The organism is Stenotrophomonas sp. STEN020, from assembly GCF_056760195.1.
Map to the genome: position 1 here is coordinate 38,354 of NZ_JBRREI010000036.1, position 12,591 is coordinate 50,944.

The following is a 12,591-nucleotide window of genomic DNA, read 5'->3' on the forward strand; positions in this document are numbered from 1 at the left end:
GTTCAATCAGGCCGAAAGAATTGCTGCAGCCGCACGCTCGCCTGAAGTTACGGCCGCTTCCATGCCCGGAACCTGCAGTTCGGTCTGCTCGCCGGCGAAGTGGATGCGCCCGAACGGGGTGTTGGCCCAGCGCAGGGTTTCGGCGAAATGTCCGGGGGCAATCTCGGAGAACGCGCCATCGGACAAGGGATCATTGCCCCAGCTGCGGGTTTCCAGCGGCAGCAGCGCGCCCGTGGACGCCGGCCGCAGCCGCTGCATGGCATTGATGGCCCAGGCGAAGCGGGCCTCGCGGTCGAGCCGATCGGCCTGCTCGGCCATGGCGCCGTTGAGCCAGACGATCAGGCGGTTGATCTGGCCATCGGCACCGGGCACGGCAAACACGCGCTGCAGCGGGCCATCGCCCCATAGCGACAGCGGCAGGCCATCGTCTTCCCAGAACCTGCGGGTGGGCTGCAGGTGGATGGTGGTGACGGCGTTGGAGCGCCGTGCCGACCAGACTTCCTGCTGCGCAACCGGCGGCGCCGGATCAATCGCGATGCGGCTGAGCGGGCCGCTGGGCAGGGCCAGCACCAGATGCGCGGCGCGGAAGCGACGGCCATCGGCGCAGCGCACTTCCACGCCGTTACGCACAGACTCGACCCGGGTGACCTGCGCACCGAGTAGCGGCGGCTGCGACAAGGACGCCGCCATCGCCTCAGGCAGTGCCTGGCTGCCGCCCTGCACCCAGCCGGTACCCCTGGAGCCAAACCGCCGCAGCGCATCTCGGCGCAAGGCATCGAGCGCGCTGATCGACTGCAGCGAAGAGAAGCTATTGCCGATATCCATCCACTGCAGCGCCTGCGGCGACCAGCCCTTGCTGGCGATCAACTGTGACAGTGGGATATCCAGCGAGAGATTGGCAGGGTCGCGCCAACTGTCCAGCGCCGGCAGCCCGAGCTCAGCGATCGCGGTGGCCAGCAGCATCGGCGGCAGCAGGCCGTGTTCGCGACCCTGCAAGGTGTTTAGCGGGCTTTCGCCCCATGATTTGGCTGGCACCAGCGTATCGCCGATGGCCAGGCCCAGCCCGGCGGCGGTCGGCAAGGCAGCCGACGGCGGCACGATGCCGACACCGACGCGCTTGGCGTGGGCATGTACGCGCTCGTAGGCAGTGCCCACTTCGACCCCGCCGATCTCAAAACGGATGCCATTGCGCACCACGGTCTGCAGACGGCCACCGACGCGCGGATTGGCTTCAAGCACGGTGACGCGGGCACCGCCGGCTTCCAGGGCATGGGCGGCGGACAGACCGGCCAAGCCCGCGCCGACGACGATGACATCGCTGGTAGGCACCTTGGCGTGCAGCATGCCGGGCAGCAGTGAAAGTGCGGCCATGGCGGAGACTCCGTTGATGAAATCGCGTCGTTGCATTGTGGCTACCTGCTGAGGTGCGGGGTTGCTTTTGCTTTGGTTGCTTTTGCTTCAGATGCCGTCATTCCCGCGCAGGCGGGAATGACGATCTGATGGAGCATCGGTGAAGCCAAATACACGCGGACTGGGACGCCGTGAGACATCCCAGCCCACGCAAAACTCTTAGAACTTGTAACTGACCTCAACGCCATACATGCGCGGCAGCGAAGGCGTCAAACCAAAATCACGCAGGTTGGTCACCGCCAGCCCGGTCAACGGCGGCACTGCCGGCACAGCGACATAAGCATCCGGGTTGATGGTGCGCTGCGCGTCTTCCAGGGTGCGGTCGTTGAACGCATTGGTCACGTAGGCCGACACCTGCAGCTGCTCGGTCGGGCGGATGCTGAAGCGGAAGTTGGTGCGGGTGGAGGCGCCGATGTACGCCAGGTTGTCGACCTGGATGTAGCGCTTGCCTTCGTAGTTCACATCCATGTTGGCGGTGTATTCCCAGCCATTGGACAGTGCTCCGTCATACATCAAACCCAGCGTTGCCTTGTGCTTGGGCACGCGCGGCAGGGTAGCGCCGGCGGCATCGGCGGCCGGATCAGCCAGCGTCGGCGCGTTGCTGCTTGAGAACAGATCGGCCTGGTCCTGGCTGAGGAACTTCAGGATCTTCGCATCGGTATACGAATACGCCAGGCTGGCCAGCCAACCCTGCGCGAACGCCCACTGGCTTTCCAGCTCGAAACCGCGGATGCGCGATTCGCCAACGTTGGTGGTGTAGCTGGTGGAGAACAGCGAGCCGTTCTTGCGGATCACCGGGCCGGTTTCGGTCAGCTGCTGGTTGGTCCAGTCGATCTGGTAGATATTGGCATTGACGCGCAGGGTGCCGTCCAGCCAATCACTCTTCATGCCCAGCTCGTAGTTCCAGGCCTCTTCTTCCTTGTACGTGCTCAAACCACGGGCAATCAGCGCGTCGCGGTCGGCTTCGCGGAAGTCGGCGCGGTAGACATCGGTATTGAAGCCACCGGGCTTGTTGCCCTTGGAGACCAGCCCGTACAGGTTGACGTTATCACGCGCCTGATAGCTCAGCGTCCAACGCGGGGTGAAGCTGCTGAAGGTCTTGTCCAGCGCATATGTCTGGCGATAGGTGTTGGCGCCGAGCACGCGCACATCGGTGCCGCCCTTGCTGATTTCATCGCGCGCATAGCGGCCTTCCAGCGAGGTGGTCCACTGCTCGTTGATGCGCCAGTTGATCAGGCCGTAGAGCGCCTTGTTGACGGTCTGGTCATCCGGATTGGTCGGGATGGGCGTGACCACCTTGTTGCCGCCGATGGTGTAACCGGTCAGGTCGCCGCCCCAACCCGGCTGCGCGTTCTGCTCGTAGTAGTACGCGCCGAGCATGCCCGACACTGCAAGGTTCTGGTCGGTGGTCAGGCGGATGTCCTGCGACCAGTTCTTTACACCACTGTTGGCGAAACTTTCGAACGCACCGCCATAGCCACGGATGGCGCTGTAATCCTGATCGCTGGCAGCGTAGGTTTCGCTCTTGTTGTAGGCCGAGGTCGAGGTCAGGTTCCAGCCGTTGGCGAACAGATAGTCCACCACCACGCTGGTGCGCAGCAGGTCGGTCTTGCGCCCGGAGAAATAGCCTGCGGTCTCGAACTCCCTGGTGTTCAGCGCGTAGTCCGACGATTCCTTCAGCTCACCGCAGTAGTAGCCGCGACGACGCGATTCCAGGACCGGGTACAAGCCCAAGTACAAGCGATTGGTGTATTCGGGCAGGTAGCAATTGAGGTTGTCGCTGCCCAGACGCGCGGCGGCGAAATGCTGGTCGCGGCTCTTCTGCTTCATCACCCGTGCGGTGATGTCCAGTGCATCGGTCGGTGACCAGGCGATGGCCGCCATGCCGCTGACGGTCTCGGTGCCATTGAGGTCTTTGCGGCCCGATGCATTGTTGTAGAACACGCCATCGTTGCCACGCTTGTTCAAGCTGACGTCGTAACCGAACGAGCCATCTTCATTCGCACCCGAGTAGAACAGGCCCATCTTTTCCTGGCCATAGTTGCCCACGCCCAGGGTGAGCTTGCCGCCCGGCGCACTGCCCGGACGTTTGGTGATGAAGTTGACCGCGCCGGAGAACGTGCGGCGGCCGAAGGCAGCCGACTGCGGGCCACGGATCACTTCCACACGCTGGATGTTCTCCAGCCCGTAGCTGGAGATATCACCTTCAACGTAGATGCCGTCGATGAAGAACGAAGCATTGGCCTCGCCCTGGATATTGGACATGCCGCGGATCACCGGGCGGTCGAAGCCACGGCCGTAGCCGGACTTGAACGAGAAGCTCGGCGACAGATTGGCGATGTCGCGCACATCGGTCAGGCCCTTCTTCTCGATGGTCTGCTCGGACATGGCGGTGATCGGCAGCGGCATCTGCTGCAGCGGCTCGGACACGCCGCGCGCGGTCACGGTGATCTGGTCAAGACTCTGTACGGAGTCACTATTGGCGGCCGGCGGAGCGCCCGATTCGTCGGCGGCTTCGGCCGCGGCGGTGCCTGCACACAACATCAGTGCGAGGGCGATCGAGGAGCACAGCAGGTCTGGCTTGATGATTTTCATGGAGTTCCCGACTGCAAAGTGTGATCGGAATGGATTGGGAGGATGGATGCGCCGTCTTGGGGGAGGTTCCGTCCAGTGCTTCCGTACTTCAGTCCTGCTGTTTCGCCGCCGCGCCCTGCTTGAGCTGCTTGTAGGCACTCCAGCTGGTGACGTTGGGCTGCACCCAGGTTTCGGGTGCGCGTGCGTATTCCGGGTAGCGGTTACGCACGAGTTCCTGGATATCGGCCGGCAATTCACTGACCGATGCGCGCTTGTTGCCCTGCGCGATGTACAACAAGCTGCCCGGGCGCATGCCCAGCTTCATCCACGGCAGCCACGGCCCGATGCGGGTCCAGCCGTAGGTGACCGGCACGCTCTTCAGCGCCGGGTTTTCCAGATCCGCACGTGGCGCGAAGAACATGAAGTGCTCCGAGCCCATATAGGTCGGGCCACTGGATTCGGCGGGGAACTCGGCCGGCTGCAGCGGGTTGGGATAGGCCAGCGGAATGTTGAGGGTCAGCATCACCTGCTCACCGGCTTCCACCCATGGCAGCTGCGTCGGGCGGCCCGGTGCGTTGAGCACGGTGTTGACCGGATCGTTGGCAACCTGCACCACCTCGTTGCGTTCGCCCGACAGCGGGTTGTCCCAGCTGTCGATGATCTTGCCGGTCTTCAGATCGCGGTAAAACGTGAGCTCACGCGTGTACAGGCGCCACACGCCATCGGCCTGCTTCTCGGCGCGGCAGATGTTGTAGCCCTCGAAGCCCATCAGCGGTGCGGCTTTCTTGCCGGGCTCCTGCGCGAACAAGGTGCCGGCCCACCACAGGATCTCTTCCTGCTTCGGGTCCAGCGAACACCGCAGCTTGACCATTGCCTCAACGCTGCCCGCTTCGGACTGCAGATCCAGCGCTTTTGCCTGTGGCGAAACTGCAATTGCGGCAGCCAGCAAAAACGATGACATTCGAATCACGTCCAACCCCCGATTGAAATGGAGCGATGAAGCCAGTGCCTTGGCCTGCTCCGGACCACGGAAGACGGGCCTGTTGACCCATCAAAGATGACATATAGCTATATCATTAGTACATGATTGTCCAATCATTTGTAGAACCTTTATCGGCGATCCCCCGGCAGCGCTGGGCGGCATGAAAACCTTGCAGCGCGGACCACTGGCGAGACTGCGCAAGATGTTGCTTTGCAACAAAAAAGCCCCTGCCAGAGCCATGAAAATCGGCACTGGCTTTTTGTCCGGACATTTGAGAAATTCGGGAGTCGGGGTCCGCCTGCAGGACGCTGCAGCCACCGCCGCAGGGGCAGTAGCGCAGGTATCAAACCGCCGCTTGACCTCGACCAGACCAACATGACATATAGATATAACTTTAGAACTTGAAGCCTTCCGAGGAATCGCCATGAGCCAGCAAGCCCTGCCCCCCAGTTGGCAGCACGTGGGCCGCCACGCGGTGTTCCCTGACAGCGCGCTCGACGACACCGCCCGCTTCGACTTCCTGGCCAACCTCAATGGCTACCTGGCCACCCAGCTCAGTCCCAAGGTCAAGGTCGCCTACGAAGGTCGGGTAAAACCCGCCTTCGAGAAGGAAAAGGGCCGTGCGCCGCAAACCCGCCATGAAGTGCGCAAGGCGATGGCCGGCGATGCGATCTACCAGACCTGGAGCGCCCTGCGCCGCAGCAGCATGGAGATGCGCCAGCAGGCCGGTCGCGGCCTGGTGCTCAAGCAGGTGGATGCACTGATCGAGAAGACCCGCGCGCTCAACGCCAGCGACGATGGCCTGCAACTCGATGCCTCGGTGAAGGTGCCGCGCTATTCCAGCGCCGTCGACATCCATTGCATGCCCGGCGGCTATCACACCGAGCTGCTGGCCGATGACGTCTCCGCCGCGGCCAACTACGACTGCGGCATCTTCGCCACCACCGGCGGCATGCTTGGCCGCTACAACGACGGCGGCGGCCAGGCGCTGGCGCAGTGGTTGCAGGAACAGCATCCCGGGTTCAAGCCGCGCCGTATCCTCGATATCGGCTGCACCGTCGGCCACAACATCGTGCCGCTGGCGCAGGCGTTCCCTGATGCCGAAGTGATCGCGATCGATGTAGCCGCGCCGATGCTGCGCTATGCGCATGCCCGCGCCCGCGCGCTCGGCGTCAACAACATCACGTTCCGCCAAGCCAATGGCGAAGCGCTGGACTATGCGGATGGTTCGTTCGACCTGATCACCACTGCCATGTTCTGGCATGAGAGCTCGGCCACGGCGATGCCGCGCAAGCTGCGCGAGATCCAGCGCCTGCTTGCCAGCGGCGGCCTGACCGCGCATCTGGAGCAGCCGCAATACCACGGCATGGACCCCTACGAGCAGTTCATCCGCGACTGGGATGCGTACAACAACAACGAGCCGTTCTGGAGCGTGATGCACGAGTACGACCTGCGCCAGATGATGGCGGCGGCCGGCTTTGACGCGGATCGCTATTTCGAAACCAAGGTCCGTGGTGTGGTTGACCGCGACATCTTCCCGGTCGCCAGCGAGAGCGGCGAAGACCACGGCCGCGCCGCGCTGTGGACCATGTTTGGAGCGTGGAAAGCATGAGCATCGATCCGATCGCCCTGGCCGGCAGCCGCGCCCGCGGCAAGCGCCCGTACTTCTTCAAGGATCCGGACGTGGAGCGCGTGCTGTCCATCGCCATGGCCATTGCCATGGAGAGCGCGGTTACCCACCAACGCCTGGACGCGCTGGAACGCTTGATCGAACAGAAAGGCCTGCTCAGCCGCGAGGAACTGGATCAGTTCCGCCCGGACCGTGAGGCCGAAGCACAGCGCACGCTGTGGATGAAGGAATACATCGCCCGGGTGCTGCGCATCGTGCAGCAGGAAACCGAAGCGTTGGAAGGCGGTGCTATGGACGTGCCGATGGAAGAAGTGATGGATGCACTTCGCAACGAATGAGGCCAAGCCTCAACTGATGACATCAATACGACCACAGGAAACCGCAATGCCGAACATGCAACTGCACCTGCCGCTACTGGCCCGCCACGAAGGCGTCTGGGACGGTGTCTACCGTTACTACGATGCCAACGGCGACAAGATCGACGAGCACAAGTCACGCCTGATCTGCCGCTTCCCCGCCGACGAGAACGTGCCGTACCACCAGACCAACCATTACAGCTGGGCCGATGGCAAGGTTGAAGTGCGCGACTTCCCGACCCGCTATGAGTTCGGCCGCGTGATCTTCGACAACGAGCTGATCTATGGCTGGGCTGCCGAAGTGCCGCTAGACGATTACCACCGCACGGTGATGCTGTACTGGAAGCGCAAGGGCGAGGAAGGCCTTGAGCTGTACGAAATGATCCAGCTGTCCGACTGCGGGCAGATGCGCAATCGCATCTGGCATTGGTACAAGAACGGCGTGCTGGTACAGCGCACCTTGATTGACGAAAAGTTCGTCAGCCGTGATTGGCAGCAGATCAAGGGCGAAAGTTTCAACGGCGACCCGATTTGACCTTCTGCTTAAGCCCCTCTCCCGCATGCGGGAGAGGGGTTGGGGTGAGGGGAAGCTTCTAGCAAGCAGACACAACGCTTTAAAAGCTTCCCCTCATCCGCCCCTCCGGGGCACCATCTCCCGCAAGCGGGAGAAGGGACGGGAAGCAACAGCAACAGCAACAAAAGCACAAGCAACTGCAACTGCAACTGCAACTGCAACTGCAACTGCAACTGCAACTGCAACTGCAACTGCAACTGCAACTGCAACTGCAACCAAAATGATCCACGCCGCCCATCCATCGAGGCAAGCAATGAGCAACACCCGCAGACATTTCCTCGGCAGCGCCGCCGGCCTGGCCGCACTCGGCGCCGTCGGCCCCGCCCTGCTCGGCACCTCGGCTCCCGCACAGGCAGCCATGGGCAAAGGCCCGGACGCGCTCAACGAGCGAACCGACGGCACCTACACCACGGTTGAACTGGCCAAGCCAGCATGGACCCTGGGCCTAGTGCAGTCGCGCGTGCACAGCTTCGATGCCAAGGAATGGAAGGCCGGCAGCAAGCGCAATCTGGCGCATATGCTCGAACTCATCGACAAGGCGCACTACCACGCCAAACCCGATCTGCTGCAGTTCCACGAGTTCCCGCTCAGCGGCTGGCGCAAGTGGACCCGCGATGAAATCCTCAAGTTCGCCATCACCATTCCCGGCGAAGAAACCGAAGCCATCGCCAAGAAGGCGCGCCAGTACGGCACCTGGATCGTGTTCGGCGCCTACGCCACCGATCCGGATTGGCCGGGCCACGTGTTGTCGATCACCACGATCATGAACGACAAGGGCGAGATCGTGGACAAGCACTGGAAGGCGCGCAACCTCAAGGGCGCATTCCCGGATTTCGAGCTGTTCACAACCACCACGTATGACGTGCTCGACCGCTACGTCGAAATGTACGGCCGCGATGCGGTGGTGCCGGTGACCCGTACGCCGCTGGGCAATATCTGCACCAGCTCCACCCAGCGTGAGCCGGAGCTGTTCCGGGCGATGGCGTTCAAGGGTGCCGAAGTGTTCCTGCGCACCGCCTCGGGCGGTTTCTCGGACATGGATATCGCCGCATGCGCAATGTACAACGGCGTCTACTCATCCATCGTCAACAACTCGATCTCGCCAGACAACGGCCCTTACTTCGATGATCCTGGTTCAGGTGGCACCGCCCTGTACGACCCCAGCGGCAAGATCGTCGCCGAGGCGCAGAGCAAGGAAGAGACGCTGGTGCTGGGCCGCGTGCCGATTGCCGAGCTACGCGCACGCAAGCGCCAGCCGGTGGTACACATGGATCTGTTCCGCGACGTCTACGACACCTACCAGAACGCCTACCCGCCGAATCTGTGGTCGGAGTACCTGCCCACTTCACTGGAAGATGCGGCACGCTATATCCGCGGCAAATCACGCTGGAAGTAAGCCGAAACCACAACGGCGCCGCAAGGCGCCGTTGTTGCATCCCGCGCCACAATTGATCCCAGCTATTCGAACGAGGCCCCCTTCAAAATGCAGCGCGCGGGCCTGATCTCGGCCAATCCAACTCACGGCCAGCTGACGCGAGCGGGATCAAGCTGAGCTTCCGCTCTTCAATGACGGAGTCGCCAATGCCAGCCATCTTCCATCTCGGCCTGCTGCTGTGTTGGGCCGTGGTGCTCGGTTATTGGGCCATCACTGCACTGCGCGCCAAACAGGTGACCCGTAGCGAGTCGCGTGTCAGGCAGTTTCTGGCGTATTGGCTGCCGTTGATCATAGCGATGATCCTGCTTGGCCCTGGTCATTGGTTTGGCCACAGCTGGCTGCGCGAGCAGTTCGTACCACATTCTTTGCCGATCTATACGTTGGGTCTGCTGCTGTGTGTGGCCGGTGCCGCACTCGCGCTGTGGTCGCGCTGGCAGCTGGGCCGCAACTGGAGCGGCAATGTGCAGATCAAGCAGGCGCACGAGCTGATCAGCAGCGGGCCGTATGCGCATGTGCGCAACCCGATCTACAGCGGCTTCCTGCTGATGTTCAGCGGCACAGCGTTGATGGTGGGGGACTGGCGCGGAGTGATCGCCGTGGTGATCGTGTTTGCCTCGTTCTGGGTCAAGCTGCGCCAGGAAGAACGCTTCCTGAGCGCCCACTTCGGGCCCGCCTACAGCGCGTATGCGGCGCGCACCAAACGCTTGATCCCGGGCCTGCTGTAGGGCCCCAAGCATTGCACCCGGGGTCATCCTCACCGCCGCGCCCGGTGCTGTAGTCCAGCCCAGCGCCTATGCCCATGCCGACACCGGCAGCACGTCGCGCAGGTGGCTTGGGGCAACTCTGAGATCGCATGTAAAGGAACCGCCCAAGGTCCTGTAGGCGGCAATCAGGGTCTTCAGCCCGTCATTGATCTGCCGATTGATGGCTTCGCGCTTCTGTTGCAACGCCTGCATCGACAGCAGGCGCTACCAGGAACTGGAATCCAGACCGCACATCCAAGCACCCGTTGCTGCAGGCGCACATGCGCGCCGGGACCTTCATCGCAGCGGCAGCATGCCCATCCCCACCAACGGCACAGCCACTGTGGCGAGCGGACGCGGTATCGTGTCGCCCTCTTCTTTACCTTGAACCTGCCGATGCCCAGCACTTCTTCCGCCCCGGCCAGCGCTCCTTCGCAGAAACTGGAACGTGCGCTCAAACCACGCCAGCTGATCATGATGGGCCTGGGCAGCGCGATCGGCGCCGGCCTGTTCCTGGGCTCGGGCGTGGGCATCCAGGCTGCCGGGCCGGCCGTGCTGATCTCCTACCTGGTGGCCGGCACCCTGGTCATCATCATGATGCACGCCATGGGCGAGATGGCCGCCGCACGGCCGGCCAGCGGCGCGTTCTCGGTGTACGCGGCCGACGCGCTGGGTGCCACCGCCGGCGCCACCGTCGGCTGGCTGTGGTGGGCACAGCTGGTGGTAGTGATCGCCGCTGAATCGGTTGGTGCGGCCGGCCTGCTCAGTACGGTCTGGCCACAATTGTCGGTACCGCTGACATCGCTGGCGTTCATGCTGGTATTTACTGCGATCAACCTGCTGGGCGTGCGCAATTTCGGCGAATTCGAGTTCTGGTTCGCCATCCTCAAGGTCGCCGCCATCGTCGCCTTCATCCTGGTCGGCATCGCCCTGCTGCTGGGCCTGCTGCCGAACGTGCCCTCGCCCGGCCTGGCCAACATCACCGGCCACGACGGCTTCATGCCCAAGGGGCTGACCGGCATTGGCGCGGCCCTGCTGGTGGTGATCTTCGCCTTCGGCGGCACCGAGATCGTCGCGGTGGCCGCGGCCGAAACCCAGGACCCTGAGCGCAGCCTGGCGCGCGCCATCCGTACCGTGGCCTGGCGCATCCTGGTGTTCTACATCGGCTCGATCGGCGTGATCATCGCCGTGGTGCCGTGGAACAGCGAGACCCTGAAATCGCCGTTTGCCGCGGTACTGCAGGTCGCCAACATCCCCGGCGCGGCCACGGCCATCACCCTGATCGCGGTGATCGCCCTGCTGTCGGCGCTGAACGCCAACCTCTACGGCGCCTCGCGGATGATCTATTCGCTGGCCGAACGACGTGAAGCGCCGCGCTGGCTGGGCCTGACCAATACCCGCCAGGTACCGGTGGTAGCCGTGCTGGCCAGCGTGCTGTTCGGCTTTGTCGCCACCGTGCTGGAGCTGATCTACCCGGACAAGGTGCTGCCGGTGCTGCTCAACGTGGTCGGTTCCACCTGCCTGCTGGTGTGGACCATCACCCTGGTATCGCAGCTGATCCTGCGCCGCCGCGCCGACCGCCTGGGTACCCCGCTGCCGTTCCGCATGGCTGGCTTCCCCTACCTGACGGTGCTGGCACTGGCGATCCTCGCGCTGATCTTTGCGCTGTTGCTGGCCACGCCGGAAACCCGCCTGCAGTTCCTGTCGATGGCCGCTTTCACCGCCTTCATCGCGCTGTGCAGCGGCTTGGCAAGGAAGTCGCGCCGCGCCTGACCATGCCAAATCAGCTGGCTTCGCAGCCCATCGCCACGATGGGCTTGTTTTAACGCGAAACTAACGGCAGGCTGCGCCCATCCGAGGCCAGTCATGCCGATCACAGACCCCCGCGTAGACGACTACATCGCCAATGCCGCCGCTTTCGCGCAGCCGATCCTGCTCGAGATCCGCCAGCGTGTGCACAGCGACTGCGGGGCGGTTGAAGAAGCCATCAAGTGGGGCATGCCTGCGTTTGTCTACAAGGGCAAGCTGCTGTGTGGCATGGCCGCGTTCAAGGCACACGCCACCCTAGGTTTCTGGCAGCGCGATGCCGGTAGCGGCGATGACTCGGCCATGGGCCAGTACGGCCGCCTGGGGTCGCTGGACGACCTGCCCGGCAAGCGCGAATTCACAACCCAGCTACGTGCCGCCATGCAACGTATCGATGCAGGCGTAACCCGCCCCAAAGCGGCCCCGCGCGCACCCTTGCCGATGCCCCCGGCCTTCGCCGAGGCGCTGGCTGGTGCGGCGGCCGCCAAGGCACACTTTGACGGTTTCAGCCCTGGCTACCAACGCGACTATCTGGAGTGGATAGGTGAAGCCAAGCGCGACAGTACCCGCCAGCAGCGGATCGCCCAGGCCATCGAGTGGTTATCCGATGGCAAGCACCGCGGCTGGAAACATGAGAAGCATTGACGTGGGACGCGCCAGCGATTCCACTTGCCGCAAACCTCCCCCCATCAGTCCTGTTGCTACGCCATGATCGACCTAGAAGACCTCATCCAGCGCTCCATCGACCCTGAGTCCGTCAGGCTGGAAGGCACCCTGACAAATCCGCCGTCGTTCGGCGTATATGCCATCGAGAACATCGACGACGGCAGCACCCATTACCGCTTCGGCAACCACCCGGTACGCAAGCAGGAACTGGAGGACAAGTTCGGCAGCGCCGAGCTGGAGTACCTGTTCCTCAGCCGCGAAGACGCCGCTGCATTGACCGCGGCGCTGAATCGTCCCGAAGCGGACTGAGCAGGCCGCTGTAGTGGGGGGGGGGGGGCGGGGGGCCGCGGGGCGCGGGGCGGGAGCGGGCCCGGGCGAGCGCGGCCCTCAGGGAGAGAGGCGGGGCCGCAACTCC

13 protein-coding genes are annotated in these 12,591 nt (G+C 63.4%); 8 read left to right on the forward strand and 5 right to left on the reverse strand.

The window, feature by feature from the left end; genetic code table 11:
* Positions 1 to 6: 6 nt before the first annotated feature.
* The 4 genes from ACVOLZ_RS15055 to ACVOLZ_RS15070 all read right to left on the reverse strand — a co-directional run bounded on the left by ACVOLZ_RS15055 (position 7) and on the right by ACVOLZ_RS15070 (position 5,237).
* Positions 7 to 1,371 (reverse strand): flavin monoamine oxidase family protein, encoded by a 1,365-nt coding sequence (locus ACVOLZ_RS15055; RefSeq protein ID WP_481516834.1) that lies wholly within the window; start codon positions 1,369 to 1,371, stop codon positions 7 to 9.
* A gap of 198 nt (positions 1,372 to 1,569) precedes the next feature.
* Positions 1,570 to 4,005, reverse strand: coding sequence for a TonB-dependent receptor (locus ACVOLZ_RS15060; RefSeq protein WP_481516835.1), 2,436 nt, complete (start codon positions 4,003 to 4,005; stop codon positions 1,570 to 1,572).
* Between the two features lie 88 nt (positions 4,006 to 4,093).
* Positions 4,094 to 4,945, reverse strand: coding sequence for a DUF1838 family protein (locus ACVOLZ_RS15065; RefSeq protein WP_481516836.1), 852 nt, complete (start codon positions 4,943 to 4,945; stop codon positions 4,094 to 4,096).
* 115 nt (positions 4,946 to 5,060) lie between these two features.
* Complete coding sequence (locus tag ACVOLZ_RS15070) at positions 5,061 to 5,237, reverse strand: hypothetical protein (RefSeq protein WP_481516837.1); 177 nt, start codon at positions 5,235 to 5,237, stop codon at positions 5,061 to 5,063.
* Between the two features lie 153 nt (positions 5,238 to 5,390).
* Here ACVOLZ_RS15070 and ACVOLZ_RS15075 point away from each other — a divergent pair, with 153 nt between their 5' ends.
* From ACVOLZ_RS15075 to ACVOLZ_RS15095, 5 genes are all read left to right on the forward strand, one after another.
* Positions 5,391 to 6,578 carry a class I SAM-dependent methyltransferase gene (locus ACVOLZ_RS15075; RefSeq protein ID WP_481516838.1) on the forward strand — a complete coding sequence of 396 codons (1,188 nt, stop codon included), beginning with the start codon at positions 5,391 to 5,393 and terminating at the stop codon, positions 6,576 to 6,578.
* Positions 6,575 to 6,934, forward strand: a complete 360-nt coding sequence (locus tag ACVOLZ_RS15080) for a hypothetical protein (RefSeq protein WP_481516839.1) — start codon at positions 6,575 to 6,577, stop codon at positions 6,932 to 6,934. The genes ACVOLZ_RS15075 and ACVOLZ_RS15080 overlap by 4 nt, the downstream gene beginning before the upstream one ends.
* 46 nt (positions 6,935 to 6,980) lie before the next feature.
* Positions 6,981 to 7,487: a hypothetical protein gene (locus tag ACVOLZ_RS15085; protein WP_481516840.1), complete on the forward strand. Its 507-nt coding sequence runs from the start codon at positions 6,981 to 6,983 to the stop codon at positions 7,485 to 7,487.
* A 292-nt stretch (positions 7,488 to 7,779) separates the two neighbouring features.
* Positions 7,780 to 8,922, forward strand: a complete 1,143-nt coding sequence (locus ACVOLZ_RS15090) for a nitrilase-related carbon-nitrogen hydrolase (RefSeq protein WP_481516841.1) — start codon at positions 7,780 to 7,782, stop codon at positions 8,920 to 8,922.
* A 185-nt stretch (positions 8,923 to 9,107) separates the two neighbouring features.
* Complete coding sequence (locus ACVOLZ_RS15095; protein ID WP_481516842.1) at positions 9,108 to 9,686, forward strand: methyltransferase family protein; 579 nt, start codon at positions 9,108 to 9,110, stop codon at positions 9,684 to 9,686.
* Positions 9,687 to 9,752: 66 nt separating this feature from the next.
* Here the strand turns inward: ACVOLZ_RS15095 and ACVOLZ_RS15100 are convergent, their stop codons facing one another.
* A complete protein-coding gene (locus tag ACVOLZ_RS15100) occupies positions 9,753 to 9,917 on the reverse strand; it encodes a hypothetical protein (RefSeq protein WP_481516843.1) in 165 nt (54 codons plus the stop codon).
* Positions 9,918 to 10,094: 177 nt separating this feature from the next.
* On the opposite strand from ACVOLZ_RS15100, the gene ACVOLZ_RS15105 reads away from it, so the two are divergent.
* The 3 genes from ACVOLZ_RS15105 (at position 10,095) to ACVOLZ_RS15115 (ending at position 12,485) form a co-directional block, all read left to right on the forward strand.
* A complete protein-coding gene (locus ACVOLZ_RS15105) occupies positions 10,095 to 11,477 on the forward strand; it encodes an amino acid permease (protein ID WP_481516845.1) in 1,383 nt (460 codons plus the stop codon).
* A 93-nt stretch (positions 11,478 to 11,570) separates the two neighbouring features.
* On the forward strand, positions 11,571 to 12,155 hold the full coding sequence (locus ACVOLZ_RS15110) for a YdeI/OmpD-associated family protein (RefSeq protein ID WP_481516844.1): 585 nt from the start codon (positions 11,571 to 11,573) through the stop codon (positions 12,153 to 12,155).
* 63 nt (positions 12,156 to 12,218) lie between these two features.
* On the forward strand, positions 12,219 to 12,485 hold the full coding sequence (locus tag ACVOLZ_RS15115) for a hypothetical protein (RefSeq protein WP_282272864.1): 267 nt from the start codon (positions 12,219 to 12,221) through the stop codon (positions 12,483 to 12,485).
* Positions 12,486 to 12,591 lie beyond the last annotated feature (106 nt).